Here is a 15,764-nt window from a genome sequence, read left to right as displayed (position 1 = left end):
CGCCATCGCCTTGTTGGCGCGCAGGCAGTCGAACAGGTGCAGGCGGTCGAGCTTGCGGACGGTCTCCTCGTGGAAGGCGCGCGGGTCGGGCGCGCGGTGGAAGTACAGGTAGCCGCCGAAGATCTCGTCGGAGCCCTCGCCACTGAGCACCATCTTGATCCCCATGGCGCGGATGCGGCGGGCCATCAGGTACATCGGCGTGGAGGCGCGCACGGTGGTCACGTCGTACGTCTCCAGGTGGTGGATGACGTCGGAGAGCGCGTCGAGCCCCTCCTGCACGGTGAAGTGGAACTCGTGGTGCACCGAGCCGATGTGCTCGGCCACCTCGCGCGCGGGGCCCAGGTCCGGTGCGCCCTCCAGCCCGATGGCGAACGAGTGCAGCCGCGGCCACCACGCGGTGCTGCGGTCGTCGTCCTCCACGCGCCGGGCCGCGAAGCGCGCGGCCGTGGCGGCGATGATCGACGAGTCGAGCCCGCCGGAGAGGAGGACGCCGTAGGGGACGTCGCTCATCATCTGGCGGTGCACCGCCGCCTCCAGCGCCGCGCGGACCGCGGCCGGCTCGGCGGGGCGGCCGCGGACGGCCTCGTAGTCGCGCCAGGGGCGGCCGTACCAGCGGCGCGGCTCGCCCTCCTCGCTGTCCCACACGTGCCCGGGGGGGAACTCGCGCACGCCGCGGCAGACGGGGACCAGCGCCTTCATCTCGCTGGCCACGTAGAGGTTCCCCCGCTCGTCGCGGCCCGTGTAGAGGGGGACGATGCCCAGGTGGTCGCGCGCGATCACGTAGCGGTCGCGCTCGGCGTCGTACAGCACGAAGGCGAAGATCCCGTTCAGCCGGTCCAGGAAATCGGTGCCGTGCTCGCGGTAGAGCGCCAGGATCACCTCGCAGTCCGAGTCGGTGCGGAAGGCGTGCGGGCGGGCGAGCGAGGCGCGCAGCTCGCGGTGGTTGTAGATCTCGCCGTTGACCGCCAGGGCGTGCGTCCCCTCCTGGTTCAAGAGCGGCTGCGCGCCGTGCAGCACGTCGACGATGGCCAGCCGCTCGTGCGCCAGCACGGCGCGCCCGCACGCCCACACGCCCGACCAGTCGGGGCCGCGGTGGCGCTGCAGGCGGGAGAGGCGGAGCGCCCGGGCGCGCAGCTCGGCCGGGTCGCTCTCGATGTCCAGGACCGCGAGGATGGAGCACATGGGGGACGCTTCCTGCTTCGGGGGTGGGGTGCCGGGACCGGGTGCGGTCCGCAAACGAAGAGCGGCCCCTCGGGATGTCCGAGGAGCCGCTCGCGAGGCGCCGGGTGCCTAAAGCCCGCTAGGGCAACAGCCTCCCCGGTCCGCGGCTCCTCGTGGAGAGCGGATTCCGAGAATTGTTGTTGCGGTTGCGGGCGGAGACCGGCATCACCGGCGATCCTTCTTCTTCGGGAGATCGTGCCTGGTGCCTCTCTTCCGAATCTCACCGCGATCCGGCGTTTCGTCAATGGGGCGGGCCGATCCCGACTTCGGCCGCGACTCTCCGATCAGCGGATGCGGCGCCTCGCCCCGCTCCAGCATGCGGACGAACTCCCGGACGCGGCGGGCGCGCGTCTCCGGCTTCTTCGCGGTCTGGACGCGGAAGAGGATCGCGTACCGGTTGGCGCCGCTCAGGGTAGAGAAGAAGGCCTTCGCCCGCGGGCTGGCGTCGAGCGCCGCCCGGAGGTCGTCGGGCACGGTGGCGCTCCTGGCCGAGTCGTACGCCGCGTCCCAGCGTCCGTCCGTCTTCGCGCGCTCCACCTCCGCGAGCCCGGCCGGGCGCATCCGGCCGTCCGCGATCAGCCTCTCCACCTTCTCCCGGTTGATCTTCGACCAGATGCTCCGGCGCCCGCGCGGCGTGAACTTCTGCAGCCACGACGACTCGTCGTACGTCTTCTTCTGCCCGTCGATCCACCCGTAGCACAGCGCCGCCTCCACCGCCTCGTCGTACGTGACCGAGCGCAGGCCGGACGCCTTCTTGCCGATGCGCAGCCAGACGCCGGGCGACGCGGCGTGATTCCGGTCCAGCCAGGCCGCCCAGTCTTCCCGGCTCTCGAAGGAGACGACCGGGATCTCGCCGCCGGTATTCCGCGCAGACACCACTGTCATCGCTCCTTTCGAACCGGCTCGGGGGGGCAATCGCACGTGCAACGGAATGCGGTCGAATCTCGCGCACCTCTCGCTCGATCGCGCTGGTGGTCCGCTCCGGCAAGGGGCGCTCGTACAGGACATCTCCGGTCTGGCCCGACAGTGAAGGCGAACCTTCGCCTTGTGGGGGTTTTCTTTTGCCCCTACTATGGGCCTGGCCGTACCCACCCCATCCTAGGGAGGAGGGGTCACCCCATGCGTCGATTTTTCCACACAGCCGCGGCCGCCCTGTTCGCCGCGGCGTGTACCGCGGACTCCCCGGGGGTACCGACCGCCCCGCCACGCCCGGACGCTCCCCCGAGGGCGACCCACCTGGGCGGAAGCGCGATCACGCAGACCCTCCTCACGTCCGGGCAGAACGTCACCAACGCCAGCGTCTACACGACCGCATCGGTCGCACCCGCGGCCAACAAGCTGGTCACCCTTGCCGTGATGGGCCACCGGTCCTCGGGCGCGAGCCCGAGCCCCACCGTCACCGGCGCGGGACTTACCTGGACGCCGTTCGCCACGGTCACCTGCGATCCGCTGACCAGCTCCCTCAAACGCATCACGCTCTACCGGGCGATGAGCGCGAGCCCGGGCAGCGGGGCGCTCACGATCACCTTCTCCTCCGCCCAGTCGCACGCGCAGTGGATCGTGTCGCAGTGGGACGGCGTGGACCAGAGCGGCACGAACGGCTCGGGCGCCATCGTGCAGACGGGGTCCAACGGGGGAAACAACGCAACCACCCTGTCGGTGCCGCTCGCCGCGTTCGCCTCGGTGGACAACGCCGCCTACGGGGTGTTCGGCGTGAAGTCCGGCACGGCCGTCGTCACGCCCGGCGCGGGGTTCACCGAGATCGCCGAGGCGCCGTCCAACGAGAGCCCCTTCTCGGACCTGCAGGCCGAGTGGAAGCTCAACGACAACACGGTCGACGCCTCATGGGGGACCGCGATCAACGCGTGCGCGCTCGCGGCCGAGCTGAAGGCCGCCGCCCCGCCACCCCCGCCCGCGATCTCGCCGACCCTGTCGACGGTCGCGGCGAGCCCCACGTCGGTCCAGACCGGGGTCGGCTCGACGATCACGGTCACGGTCAAGGACGGGGCGGGTGCGCCGGTCCCGGGTGCGACCGTGGTGCTGTCGGCCACCGGCACGGGCAACACGCTGACCCAGCCGAGCGCTCCGACGGACGCGGCGGGCGTCGCGACCGGGACGCTCAGCTCGACGGCTGCCGGGGACAAGGTCGTCTCGGCCACCGCCAGCGGCACGGCCATCACGCAGACGGCGACCGTCACGGTCACCAGTCCGCCGGTCCCGGCCGCGCCGGGCGGGCTCACCGCGGCCGCGGTCGGCTCGTCGCGGATCGATCTCGCCTGGACGGACAACGCGACCGACGAGAGCGGGTTCAGGATCGAGCGGTGCCAGGGCGCCGGGTGCAGCGGCTTCGCGGAGATCGCCACGGTCGGCGCCAACGTTGCGAGCTACAGCAACACGGGCCTGAGCGCGAGCACGCTCTACCGCTACCGCGTGCGGGCGTACAACGCGAACGGCAACTCGGCGTACTCGAACGTGGCCGAGGCGACGACCGGCGCGGCCCCGCCGCCGCCGACCACGGTCTTCTACGTCTCGCCCACGGGCTCGAGCACGGCCGACGGCTCGATCGGGAACCCGTGGAGCCTGCAGCACGCGCTCTCGGGCGCGGGCGGGCAGGTCGGACCGGGCGACACGGTCTACATCCGGGGCGGCACCTACCCGAACGGCGGCAGCCTCACGGTGAGCGGCAGCGCGACCGGTGGGCACGTCGTCTTCAGCGGCTACCCCGGCGAGACGCCGATCGTCAAGCAGGCCTTCGTGGGCACCGGGAGCTACGTGGTCATCCAGCACCTGGTGTTCGAGGGGCCGATCGACGGCGTGACGAACCAGGTGTACCTGCACGACAACCACCATGTCGTGTTCACCCGGAACGAGATCCGCTTCGGCAACGCCGACGCGGGCCTCTCCGTGGACGAGTCGAACAACTACACGATCACGTTCAACTACATCCACGACAACGGGACCGACACGCAGACCCACCACGGCATCTACTTCAAGACCACGACCGGGCCGGGCACGGTGATCGCCCACAACCTGCTCGTCAACAACGCCGCCCGCGGGATCTCGCTCCACGACAACAACTTCCCGGCGACCGGGGTCTACGACGTGACGGTCGCCCACAACACGCTGGTGGACAACGGCTCGACCGGGCTCCTGGTGAACGACGGCGACCGGAACATCGTCGTCAACAACATCGCCATGAACAACGGCGACGCCCGCACCCAGCAGCAGATCCGCGTGCTCGCGGGGACCAGCAACAAGATCTGGAACAACCTGACCTGGCACTCGACCGCGACGACGCGGCGCGGCATCGAGAACCCGAACGGGAACGAGGCGATCGGCAACATCATCGCCGACCCGCTCTTCGTGAGCTACTTCTCGAACCTCCGGCTCCAGAGCGGGAGCCCGGCGATCAACGCGGGCAAGCCCGGCTACACGTTCGGTGGGAAGGACTACGCGGGCAACCTCCGCGACGCCTTCCCCGACATCGGCGCCTACGAGTTCATCCCGTGACGCCGCCGCAACGACCTGACGATCGAGACGAGGCCCCGCCCACCGGCGGGGCCTTTTCTTTCGGGAGAATCCCGACGGGCCCGGCGCGCCGTCCCGACCCACTCCGCCGTCCCGCTCGTCCCCGACGAAGAACAGGGCTGCTCACCCTCTTCGCCCGACGTCTCCAGCGGCCGCCACGCCCATGCCCGGACGCGCGCGGGGGCTACCGGCCGACGGCGATCGCGACCCCGGCACCGCCCTCGACGCGCTCGAGCGCCGGGTCCAGCGCGTCCACTACGGCCAGCTCCCGCGCGCGGGTGACGCTCTTCAGGTCGAGGAGCGCGCCGCGCAGCCCCTCGGCGAGGGCAACGTCGGCGGTGGCGAGCTGGAGGAGCGCCAGCTCGGTCCCCAGCGCGAGCTGCCGGTCGCTCTTGTAGCGCCGCACCGCGGTGGCGATCTTGATCACCCGCTCGCCCAGCTCCTCGGCCGCGTCGTCGATCCACTCCGCCTCCACCGCCGGCCACGCCGAGCGGTGGATGGAGTCCGCCTCTCCGCCCGCGAAGAGGCCGCGGTACACGGCCTCCGTCACGTAGGGGAGGAAGGGCGCGAACAGCTTCAGGGTGGCGAGCAGCACGTGGCCGAGCGTCCAGCGCGCGGCCGGGTGGTGCGCACCTGCCGCGTCGTACAGGCGGTGCTTGGCCAGCTCCAGGTAGTTGTCGGCCAGGTCGCGCCAGAAGAACGCCTCCGCCTCGGCCTTGGCGGCCGCGTAGTCGTAGCCGTCGAGCGCCTCGGTGCAGCGGCGCACCAGCCGGTGCGTCCGCGACAGGATCCAGCGGTCCGCCGCCGTCAGCCCCTCCGGCGCCGCGCCGCCGGGCGCGTAGGCGTCCAGGAAGCGCTGGCTGAACGAGGCCACGTTCCAGAGCTTGGTCACCAGCTTGGCGCCGACCTGGATCTTCTCCTCGCTGATCACCGAGTCCTTGCCGAGCCCCGTGCTGGCGGCCCAGTAGCGCACGGCGTCGGCCGAGTAGCGGCCGATCATCTCCAGGGGCGACATGGGGCCGCCGCCGCGGCTCTTGCTGATCTTCTGCATCCCCTCGCCGGCGAGGCCCCACCCGGAGATCGCCACGTCTCGCCAGGGGAGGCGGCCCAGGTGGTGGAGCGACTTGGCGATGGTGTAGAACGCCCAGGTGCGGATGATCTCGTGCGCCTGCGGGCGGAGCGTCATCGGGAAGGTCCGCGCGAAGAACTCCGGCTCGTCCAGCATCCGCCCGATGATCAGCGGCGAGAGCGACGAGGTGAACCAGGTGTCGAAGACGTCCGTCTCCGGCCGCAGCTCGGCGCTGCCGCACGCGCAGGCGCGCGGCGGGGCGTCGCTCGCGGGGTCCACCGGGAGGCTCGCCTCGTCGGCGGTGACCACGCCCCCGCAGGCGTCGCAGTGCCAGAGCGGGAAGGGGATGCCGAAGTAGCGCTGGCGCGAGATCCCCCAGTCCCAGCTCAGGCCCTCCACCCAGTCCCGGTAGCGCGCCCCCATGTGCGGCGGGTGCCACTTCACCTGCTCGCCGGCCGCCAGGAGCCGGTCGCGGAACTGCAGCACCTTCACGAACCACTGGCCGGTGACGATGTACTCCACCGGCGTGTCGTCGCGCTCGTGCACCCGCACCACGTGGGTGATGGGGAGCCGCGCCGTCACCAGCCCACGCTCCCCGGCGGCGGCCACCACGGCTCCGCGCGCCTCGGCGGCGGTCATCCCGGCGAGCTCGCCCGCGGCCACCGTCATCCGCCCGTCGCGGCCGATCGCCTCCACCAAGGGGAGCGAGTAGCGGCGCCACCACTCGATGTCGGTGGTGTCGCCGAAGGTGCAGCACATCACCGCCCCGGTCCCCTTCTCCGGGTCCACCAGGTCGTCGGCCAGCACCGGCACCCGCTGGCCGAAGAGCGGCACCGTCGCCGTGGTCCCCACGAGGTGCGTCCAGCGCCCGTCGGAGGGGTGGACGAAGACGGCCACGCACGCCGGGAGGAGCTCCGGCCGGGTGGTGGCGATGGGGAGGACCCCGCCGTCCGCGGCGAAGGAGAGGGTGACGAGCTCGCTGGGGAGCTCCAGGTCGCTCAGCTCGGCCTGGGCGATGGCCGTCTGGCACTCGGGGCACCAGATGGTGGGCGCCCGGCTGCGGTACACCAGCTCCTTGCGGAAGAGGTCGAGGAACGACCACTGCGCCACCCGGCGCGAGGCGGCGTCGATGGTGCGGTAGGTGTGCCGCCAGTCCACCGACAGCCCCAGCCGCCGCCAGAGCGCCTGGTACTCGCGCTCGGCCTCCTCGCCGATCTCCAGGCACGCCTCCACGAACGCCGGGCGGCCCACCTCCTGGGCGCGGATCCCCAGCTTCTTCTCCACCAGCCGCTCGGTGGGGAGCCCGTTATCGTCGTAGCCGATCGGGTAGTAGACCTCGTCGCCCTGCATCCGCCGGAAGCGGGCGATGAAGTCGGCGTGGCTGTACGAGTAGACGTGCCCCAGGTGCAGGTTCCCGGAGACGGTGGGCGGCGGCGTGTCGATGGTGAAGGCCGGGCGGTCCGCGCCGGGGTCGAAGTGGTACACGCCGGTCTCGCTCCAGAACCGCTCCAGCTCGGGCTCGGCCGTCTCGGGGGTGTAGCGCTTGGGAAGAGGCATGCTCGCGTTCGTCGGGGGTCCACGGGCGATTGTACGCCGGACCGGGGCGGTTCGCAAACCACGGTGATCCACAGCACTTCAGGTTCGAGGGACGCAGAGGGACACGGAGCTTGGCGCGGCGCCGACCTCCGGACTATATTGTCGTCTAACGAGCCGGAGTGGCCGGAGATCGTTGCACCCACGATTCGCGGAGGTTCACCATGCGCAAGTTGAAGCTGACACTCGACGCGTTACGAGTGACGACGTTCGAAACAGGCCCCAGCAACGGCCACCGCGGAACCGTGGCGGCCTACAATCCACCCAGCCAGAGCCACTGCGGCCCCACCTACGGAGAGACAGAACCCTCGTGCGACTACACCTGCCCGGCCGGGTGCGGTTTTGATCCCACCCGCTTTACGGAGCTCACGCTGGTGTGCGGGGGATGCAACGGAGTCTGAGGGAGAGCACGTCTGCCGGATGCGGCCCCGCCGGAACTGCCCGACGGGGCCGCCTGTTTTCCGGAGATCGCGAGCGATGCCGTCGTGCGCGGTCTCCCCACGGGATCCGCGGGCGAGCTTGGCGACTCGAGTCGCGGGCCTGCTACGGCGCGCACTCCGCCTTCGCGTTGGCCTCTACCGATCGGCCGGTCGTCACCTTCGACGGCGTTACGAGGATCGCGCTCGAGCACGTCCGCGCGGCTCATGCGCGTGCCCCTCGCGACCCCGGCGGCGTGGAGAACACCCCTGGTTTCCCCTGTTGAACTCCGTGTCAGCTCTTCGTCTTACATCAGAATCCAGAACGTTGCCGGCTCCGCGCCGCATCGAGTAAGATCCGAGATCGCATCCATTCCAGAGGAGGGTCGATTGGAGTTCGGCGACAGCGGCGTGCACGCGCGGATCGCGATCATCGGCGCGGGGTTCGGCGGGCTGGGGACGGCGATCCGGCTGAAGGAGCGGGGGATCGAGGACTTCGTCGTGCTGGAGCGCGCCGGCCGCGTCGGCGGCACCTGGCGCGACAACACCTATCCCGGCGTCGCCTGCGACGTGCAGTCGCACCTGTACTCGTTCTCCTTCGCGCCGAACCCGGAGTGGACCCGCAGCTTCTCGCCGGGGCCGGAGATCTGGGCGTACCTGGAGCGCTGCGCCGAGGAGTTCGAGATCCTCCCGCACGTGCGCTTCCACCACGAGGTGCGGGAAGCCGCGTGGGACGACCGGGCGCAGCGCTGGCGGATCGAGACGTCGCGCGGCCCGGTCACCGCCTCGGTGCTGGTGATGGCGCAGGGCGCGCTCAGCGACCCTTCGATCCCCGACCTGCCGGGGCTGGCGCGGTTCCAGGGCCGCGTCTTCCACTCCGCGCGGTGGGACCACGACTTCGATCTCGTCGGGAAGCGCGTCGCGGTGATCGGCACCGGCGCGTCGGCCATCCAGTTCGTCCCCGCCATCCAGCCGAAGGTGGCGAAGCTGCACCTCTTCCAGCGCACGCCGGCCTGGGTGCTGCCGCACCACGACCGGCCGCTGAGCGGCTTCGAGCGCCGCCTCTTCCGCCGCTTCCCCGCCGCGCAGCGCCTGGCGCGCGGGGCGATCTACCTGATGCGCGAGGGGATGGTGCTGGGCTTCCGCCATCCGCGGGCGATGCGGCTGGCCCAGCGCGTGGCCCTGCGCCACCTGCGCAAGAGCGTCCCCGACCCGGCGCTGCGCGCCAAGCTCACCCCCGACTGGACGCTGGGGTGCAAGCGCGTGCTCCTCTCCGACGACTACTACGCGTCGCTCGCCCGGCCGAACGTGGAGGTGGTGACGGAGGGGATCGCGGAGGTGCGGGAGCGCTCGATCGTGTCGGGCGACGGCGTGGAGCGCGAGGTGGACGCCATCGTCTTCGGCACCGGCTTCCGGCCGACGGACCCGCCGCTCGCCGGGCACGTGCGCGGGCGCGGCAGCCGCACGCTCGCCGAGGCGTGGGCGGGGAGCCCGAAGGCGCACCTGGGGATCGGCGTGGCCGGGTTCCCCAACCTCTTCATGCTGATGGGCCCGAGCACCGGCCTGGGCCACACCTCGGTGGTCTACATGATCGAGGCGCAGATCGAGCACGTGCTGGGCGCGCTCGAGCACATGGAACGGAGCGGCGCCGGCGCGCTGGAGCCGCGGCCCGAGGCGCAGGCGGCGTTCGTGGCGGAGGTGGACCGGCGGATGGAGGGGACGGTGTGGACCTCGGGCGGGTGCCGGAGCTGGTACCTGGACCCCACGGGGCGCAACTCCACCCTCTGGCCCGACGTCACCTGGCGCTACCGCCGCCGCGCCGCGCGCTTCGCCGGAGACGACTACGTGACCCATCCCGCGCGCCGGGAGCTGCCGGCCGCCGTCTCCGCGCGGGCCGGATGCTGACCAGGCACGACGACCCGGTCCGGCTGGGCGAGCACCTCCTGCGCATCCTGACGCAGGGGCTCGCGCGCCTGCCCCCGTCGCTCCAGGCGCGGCTCTCGGGCGAGCCGCCGGTGGTGGTGGACGGGCAGACGCTCGACCCGCACGTGCAGCTGGTGCGCGCGCTGCGGCGCAGGCGCAACCCGTGGGGCCTCTGCGAGCCGACGCTGGACGAGGCGCGGGCGCGCTACCGGCGCGAGGCCGTGGCCTTCACGGGGCGGAAGACGCCGGTGGGCGCCGTGCGCGACTTCGAGATCCCGGGCGGCGCCGGCCCGCTGCGCGTCCGCCACTACGCGCCGCCGGCGGGGGAGGGTGTGGCGCCGCTGACGGTGTACCTGCACGGCGGCGGCTTCACCATCGGCGACTTGGAGACGCACGACGCGCCGTGCCGCATCCTCTGCCGCGACGGCCGGGTGCACGTGCTGAGCGTGGAGTACCGCCTGGCGCCCGAGCACCCCTTTCCCGCGGCGCTGGACGACACGCGGGCGGCGCTCCGCTGGGCCCGGGCGCACGCGGCGGAGCTCGGCGCCGACCCGGCGCGCGTGGCGGTGGGCGGGGACAGCGCGGGGGGCAACCTGGCGGCCGTCGTGGCGCGGCTCGCCACGCGCGAGGGAGCGCCGCCCGCCGCGCAGCTGCTGATCTACCCCCCGACGGAGGACGCCGGGCGGGAGCGGCCGTCGAAGGCGCTGTTCGGCGACGGCTACTTCCTGAGCCACGCCGACCGGGCCGCGTTCACGCACCACTACCTGGGCCGCACCGGCGTGGCGGGCGACGACCCGCGCGTGTCGCCGCTCTACGCGGACGACCTCTCCGGGCTGCCGCCGGCGCTGGTGGTCACCGCCGGCTTCGACCTGCTGCGCGACGAGGGCGAGGCGTACGCCGCGGCGCTGCGGGCGGCGGGGACGCCGGCGCGGCTGGTGCGCTTTCCCGGCCTCGGCCACGGCTTCGTGCACATGACCGGCGTCACCCCCGCCGCCCGCCAGGCGATGATCCGGATCGCGCGCGACTGGCGGGATTTGCTGGATGGGGTGGCCGGGGGCGGGTGAACCCGCGGCAACAACGGCGAAAAGCCCGCCTGCGCGGGCTCCTTCGGTGCGGGCGCGGCGTTCGGCTCGTTCGCCGGCCTCCGTTGGGCATCTGCGGATGCCCCGCCTGACGCGCCGAAGCCGAGAAATGCGCGGAACCAGCCTGCGAAGGCAGGCTTCTCGCTGTTGTTGCCGCGCCTTCAGGCGCCTTTGACAAGGGCGCATCCCGAATAGAAAGGCTTCTCCATGCGCTACCCCATCCCCGGCAAGGTCGTCCTGGTCACCGGCCCCGCGCGCGGCATCGGAGAGGAGACGGCGCGGCAGCTCGCGGCGAAGGGGGCGCGGCTGTCGCTGGTGGGGCTGGAGCCGGAGCGGCTGGCCGCTCTGGCGGGCGAGCTGGGGCCGGGCCACGCCTGGTTCGAGTGCGACGTCACCGACCAGGCGGCGCTCGGCCGCGCGGTGGCGGGGACGGTGGAGGCGCTGGGCGGGATCGACGTGGTGGTCGCCAACGCCGGGATCGCCAGCAACGGCACGGTGGCGGTGGCGCCGGTGGAGGCGCTGGTGCGCACCATCGAGGTGAACCTGATCGGCGTGGTGCGGACGGTGAGCGCCACGCTGCCGCACGTGACCGAGCGGCAGGGCTACTACCTGCTGGTGTCCTCGGCCGCGGCGCTCGTGGCGCCGCCGGGGCTCGCGGCGTACGCGGCCAGCAAGAGCGGGGTGGAGTTCTTCGGCAACTCGCTGCGGCTGGAGGTGGCGCACAAGGGCGTGCGCGTGGGCGTGGCGCACCCGTGCTGGATCGACACCGACATGGTGCGCGACCCGCGGCGCGAGCTGGAGAGCTTCGACGAGATGCTGCGCACGCTCCCCGGGCCGTTCGGCTCCGTCACCTCCGTGCAGGAATGTGCTGCGGCGTTCGTGGAGGGGATCGAGAAGCGCAGGCGGAAGGTGTTCGTGCCGCGGTCGCTGGGCCCCTTCGCCGCCGTGCGCCAGCTCTTCGCGAGCCCGCTGTCCGACCGCGTCTCCGGCCGCACCGCGCGCCGCCTGATCCCGAGGCACGAGCGCGAGGTGGCGGCGCTCGGCCGCTCCTTCGGCGCGCACAGCGTGGAGGTGATGGGCACTGCCAAGGGCGACTGAAGGCGCGGCGGCGCGGCAACAACCGCGGAAAGCCTCGCAAACCCCGCGAAGCTTCAACCACTTTTCTCACGCAGAGTCATACCAGTTCCTGAGACTGAATGTGCATTACAGAAAAGGTGTCATCCTGAGGCCGGCCAGACCGTAGCCGCGTCCGCGCGAATGCTCGCAGGCCGAAGGATCTATGGCCCGCACTGCGAAGATCTACGCGGTACCGGCCATAGATCCTCCGGAAGCGTCCAGGCATCGGTGTAGACGCGAGGATCGGCGGACGCTTCCTCAGGATGACATCTTCTTTGTTTCCGTACGAGATTGCACAATCGATTGTGGAATCTGGTATCAGCAGAGTCGGCAGGGGTTTTCTCCGCTGGCTCTGCCTGAGGCTCGATGCTTCCGGCGCGGAAGACGGTGACTTCCACTTGCTTTGCGAATCGTGGCGGATTAGGGTTTTTATGTGGGATGACGCTGGTGCGCCTCCGCACCGTCCTCCCTCTCCCCTTCCGCCCGGAGACCCCGCGATGAAGAAGATCAGGCTCGACCTGGAGCGCCTGCACGTGGAGACGTTCGAGACCACCAGGCCGGAACCCTCCGCGCGCGGCACCGTGCGCGGCCACTGGAGCCAGGTCGGCACGTGCGACGGCCTCGGCTACATCGCCACGTGCCAGCAGGGCGGCACCTGCGCGTACACGTGCAACCGGTGCACCTACCGGTGCCTCTAGCCTGATCCTCGCTCCGAGGCGAAGAAGCGGCCCCGGTCGGGTGGACCGGGGCCGCTCTCGTGCCGTCTGGTGCCGGCGTCCTACTGCCGCGACGCCTCCGCGCGGCGGGGCGCGAAGCTCGCGCGGCGCACCTCGCGGATGCGCCCGCCGTCCTCGCGCCCCTCCACCAGCTCGTAGCCGAGCAGGGCGAAGATGCGCCCGCGCAGGAAGAGCGGCCGCGCGTTGCCGTACCAGTCCACGCACGACGCCCGGCACCCGTCGTCCGGGGCTTCTTCCCCCGCGGCCAGGTCGCCCAGCTCGCGCAGGCGGAAGGCCTCGTTGCGCAGGAAGAGCACCGAGGCCGAGCCGTGCCGCAGCTGCGCGGAGCCGGGACGCCCGGGGCCGCGGATCGGCAGCCCCAGGAGCCCCGTGTCCTGGCCGTCGGGGCGGTAGAAGAAGCCGTGGCTGCGCGTCTCGCCCTGCGAGGCGCCGGCGCGGGTGTAGCGGTGCGCCATCTCGGCGCGCTCGCCCAGCCGCACGCCGCTGAAGTGCAGGTCGCGCCCGTCGGTGCCGATGACCACCGCGCCCGAGCCCATCGCCTCGATGCGGTCCACGCCGTGGGGAAGCACCAGCGGGTATGCGTCGCCGCCGCCCGCCCAGCGCACCGCGAAGAGGTCCGATCCGCTCACCTGATGCGGCCGCCCCCAGCCGCTGCCGGTGCCGTAGAGGAGCCAGTCTCCCACGTAGCGGTTCTGGAATGAGCCGCCGCCGGGAGACGGCAGCGGACGGTAGCGCTCGGCCGGGGCGGCGCGGCTCCCGTCGCCGAAGCTGGCCAGCGGCACGCGCAGCAGCGCCGGCCGGCCCTCGGACCACTCCGACCCCCACATCCCCTCGCCCCCGCCGTCGGAGCGCACCAGCACGTTCAGGTGAGCGTCGCCGCTCTCCAGGAACGAGAACTGGTCCACCGGCCCGCCGCTCACCCGCAGCCCCGTGGGCGCCGAGCCGTCCAGCGGCATCCGGTACAGCACCGAGCGCGGCGGCGCGTCGTCGTCCTCGCAGCAGTCGGGGTACTGCGTGGTCCACACGTACACCGCCGCGGGCGACACGTAGAACACCCGCCCCTCGGGGCCGAAGAGGGCGGTGGACTGGCAGCCGAGCTGGTCGTCGTCCACGCCGCACACGGTCACGGTGTGCAGCATCAGCTCGTCGTCCACGCTCACGCGGCCGGCCGGGCGGTAGACCCGCCGGGACGAGGCCGTGCGCCGGAAGGTGGTGTCGCCCGCGCCCCAGCGGCGCACGGCGGGGAAGCTGGCGAACGGATCGATGGGGGCCTCGTCTCCGTCCTCGTCAACGTAGTCGAACGCGTAGTCGTCGAACGCCGGGATCGGGGCGTAGAAGACGAGCTTGCCGCCCACCAGCCGGCTGGCGTAGTTGCGCGACGAGTAGTAGTCGCCCGAGCGCAGGTGGTAGGTGGCGCGGTAGGTGAGCCGCCCCTCGGGGTCGATGCGGAAGAGCCCCACCTCGGTCCCCCCGCGCTCGTAGCTGTAGCCGATGACGGCCACCAGGTCGCCCGCGACCAGCATCTCGTCGTACCAGGCGCCCTTCGGATCGATGTCGGGCCCGAAGGCGTCGGCCGCGGAGACGGGCTGCAGCGCGTCGTCGCCGATCTTGACCGTGAAGAGCCGCCCGCGGCGCAGGATCACCAGGTGGTCGCCGTGCACCTTGACGATGCCGCCCTCGTCCACGCCCGCGTGCTGCACGTTGGTCACCTGCTCGGCCCCGGCGACGGCGGCGGGCTGCGCGGCGGCGGCGGGTGCGGGCGCCTCGCCCGGCGCGGGCGGGGGCGGAGGCGGCGGTGGGGGCGGCGGCGGAGGAGGGGGCGGAGGCGGCTCGTCGCGCATGCGCTTCAGGTACTCCCGCACGAGCCGGCGCTGGAAGCGGATGAAGTCGGCGTCGTCGCGGAAGGCGCGCAGCGTCGGCTGCCGCTGGGCGGGCGTCCCGCCGTGGGCGCACCCCGCCAGCGGAGCGAGCGCGAACAGCCCTGCGGCCGCGAACAGGATGGAGCGTCTCATCAGGGAAAGGTCTGGCTGGGAGGTCCGGTGCGCCGCGCGCGGCGGAGGAGAGAGGCGGTCAGGATAACTCCGGCGCCGGTCTTGAACAAGTGTAGTTGGACAAACATGATACACGGTGATGGACTCGGACGGCGGCGGACTGCTTTCTGCGATCCACGCCGGCCGGCATCCGGATGCCAACGGATCGCGCGGCTCGCACGTCTGGATGCGGACGGCGGCGCCGCGATCCGCGGGGCCACATCCACAGACGGCGCAGGAGACGGGGGGCTCGTGACGGAAGGCAGGGCGGGGTGTGACGCGGCGCCGGCCGGGCCGGGGGACTCCCTCCGCGGTGCGGGAGGGGAGGAGCCCGGACCGGTCCGGCGCCTCTTGCTGGCGCTGGTGCTGCTCGGCATCGTGGGGCTCGTGGCCGAGCTGCTCCTGCTGGAGCACACCGAGTCGGCGTGGCAGTGGGTTCCGCTGGCGGCGCTCGGCGTGGGGTTCGCCTGCGCGGCCGCCGTGGCGCTCAGGCCGGCGCCGGGCACCCTGCGGCCCTTCCAGGCGGTGATGGCGCTCTTCGTCGCCGCCGGGGTGCTGGGGCTCTACCTCCACTACCGCGGCAACGTGGAGTTCGAGCTGGAGGGCGACCCGTCGCTCGGCGGCCTGGACCTGTTCTGGAAGGCGATGACGGGCGCCACCCCCGCGCTCGCCCCCGGCGCCCTGGCGCAGCTCGGGCTGCTGGGCCTGGTCTTCACCTACCGGCACCCGGCCCTGCGCCGCCGCCCGCCGCCGGAGGTCGGGGCGGGGAAGGGCGCCGCTTCGGCATGACGGAGCCCGGCTCCGTCGTGCGCTCAGGAATCACCCAAGGAGAGAAGATGAACCGCATCCGACTTCAATCGCTCGTCGGCGCCTCCCTGTTCGTCCTCGCCGGCTGCGGGGGCGACGCCGGGGAGGACACCGAGACCGCCGCCCCGGCGCCCGCTCCGGCGGCCGCCCCGGGCGCGGCACCCGCTCCCGCCCCGGCCCCGGCGCCCGCCGACGCGCAGGCGGGAGGCGCGTTCCTGGACCCGAACCAGGCCTCGCGCGAG

General features: G+C 72.4%; 11 protein-coding genes. 7 read left to right on the top strand and 4 right to left on the bottom strand.

The features are described from left to right. Both asnB and VF746_23675 read right to left on the bottom strand, forming a co-directional pair. Positions 1–1,182: asparagine synthase B (gene asnB, locus VF746_23680; GenBank protein HEX8695434.1), on the bottom strand; the 1,182-nt coding region annotated here is incomplete at its 3' end. A gap of 204 nt (positions 1,183–1,386) precedes the next feature. Next, the gene (locus tag VF746_23675; GenBank protein ID HEX8695433.1) at positions 1,387–2,106 is read right to left on the bottom strand and encodes a YdeI/OmpD-associated family protein; all 720 of its coding nucleotides are present in this window, start codon (positions 2,104–2,106) and stop codon (positions 1,387–1,389) included. A gap of 234 nt (positions 2,107–2,340) precedes the next feature. Between VF746_23675 and VF746_23670 the strand changes: the two genes are divergently transcribed. After that, the gene (locus VF746_23670) at positions 2,341–4,731 is read left to right on the top strand and encodes an Ig-like domain-containing protein (protein ID HEX8695432.1); all 2,391 of its coding nucleotides are present in this window, start codon (positions 2,341–2,343) and stop codon (positions 4,729–4,731) included. Between the two features lie 202 nt (positions 4,732–4,933). Here the strand turns inward: VF746_23670 and VF746_23665 are convergent, their stop codons facing one another. After that, the gene (locus tag VF746_23665) at positions 4,934–7,375 is read right to left on the bottom strand and encodes a valine--tRNA ligase (GenBank protein ID HEX8695431.1); all 2,442 of its coding nucleotides are present in this window, start codon (positions 7,373–7,375) and stop codon (positions 4,934–4,936) included. Between the two features lie 842 nt (positions 7,376–8,217). Here VF746_23665 and VF746_23660 point away from each other — a divergent pair. The 4 genes from VF746_23660 (at position 8,218) to VF746_23645 (ending at position 12,646) form a co-directional block, all read left to right on the top strand. After that, positions 8,218–9,732: an NAD(P)/FAD-dependent oxidoreductase gene (locus tag VF746_23660; GenBank protein HEX8695430.1), complete on the top strand. Its 1,515-nt coding sequence runs from the start codon at positions 8,218–8,220 to the stop codon at positions 9,730–9,732. After that, a complete protein-coding gene (locus tag VF746_23655) occupies positions 9,726–10,814 on the top strand; it encodes an alpha/beta hydrolase (protein HEX8695429.1) in 1,089 nt (362 codons plus the stop codon). The genes VF746_23660 and VF746_23655 overlap by 7 nt, the downstream gene beginning before the upstream one ends. Positions 10,815–11,039: 225 nt before the next feature. Next, positions 11,040–11,930 carry an SDR family oxidoreductase gene (locus tag VF746_23650; GenBank protein HEX8695428.1) on the top strand — a complete coding sequence of 297 codons (891 nt, stop codon included), beginning with the start codon at positions 11,040–11,042 and terminating at the stop codon, positions 11,928–11,930. A gap of 515 nt (positions 11,931–12,445) precedes the next feature. Next, positions 12,446–12,646: a hypothetical protein gene (locus VF746_23645; GenBank protein ID HEX8695427.1), complete on the top strand. Its 201-nt coding sequence runs from the start codon at positions 12,446–12,448 to the stop codon at positions 12,644–12,646. 80 nt (positions 12,647–12,726) lie between these two features. Here VF746_23645 and VF746_23640 read toward each other — a convergent pair whose 3' ends face one another. Next, positions 12,727–14,697, bottom strand: coding sequence for a beta-propeller domain-containing protein (locus VF746_23640; GenBank protein HEX8695426.1), 1,971 nt, complete (start codon positions 14,695–14,697; stop codon positions 12,727–12,729). Between the two features lie 369 nt (positions 14,698–15,066). Here VF746_23640 and VF746_23635 point away from each other — a divergent pair, with 369 nt between their 5' ends. After that, positions 15,067–15,504, top strand: coding sequence for a hypothetical protein (locus tag VF746_23635; protein HEX8695425.1), 438 nt, complete (start codon positions 15,067–15,069; stop codon positions 15,502–15,504). A gap of 47 nt (positions 15,505–15,551) precedes the next feature. Continuing rightward, positions 15,552–15,764: hypothetical protein (locus tag VF746_23630; GenBank protein ID HEX8695424.1), on the top strand; the 213-nt coding region annotated here is incomplete at its 3' end.

Source organism: Longimicrobium sp., from assembly GCA_036389795.1.
GTDB lineage: Bacteria > Gemmatimonadota > Gemmatimonadetes > Longimicrobiales > Longimicrobiaceae > Longimicrobium.
Note: the sequence above shows the minus strand (reverse complement) of the source record. Positions and strands in the feature narration are given on the sequence as shown.

Excerpts from the sequence above, each read along its gene's own strand:
- VF746_23650 (HEX8695428.1), top strand. The coding sequence starts at position 11,040 with ATGCGCTACCCCATCCCCGGCAAGGTCGTCCTGGTCACCGGCCCCGCG.
- VF746_23640 (HEX8695426.1), bottom strand. The coding sequence starts at position 14,697 with ATGAGACGCTCCATCCTGTTCGCGGCCGCAGGGCTGTTCGCGCTCGCT.
- VF746_23670 (HEX8695432.1), top strand. The coding sequence starts at position 2,341 with ATGCGTCGATTTTTCCACACAGCCGCGGCCGCCCTGTTCGCCGCGGCG.
- VF746_23675 (HEX8695433.1), bottom strand. The coding sequence starts at position 2,106 with ATGACAGTGGTGTCTGCGCGGAATACCGGCGGCGAGATCCCGGTCGTC.
- VF746_23655 (HEX8695429.1), top strand. The coding sequence starts at position 9,726 with ATGCTGACCAGGCACGACGACCCGGTCCGGCTGGGCGAGCACCTCCTG.
- VF746_23645 (HEX8695427.1), top strand. The coding sequence starts at position 12,446 with ATGAAGAAGATCAGGCTCGACCTGGAGCGCCTGCACGTGGAGACGTTC.
- VF746_23665 (HEX8695431.1), bottom strand. The coding sequence starts at position 7,375 with ATGCCTCTTCCCAAGCGCTACACCCCCGAGACGGCCGAGCCCGAGCTG.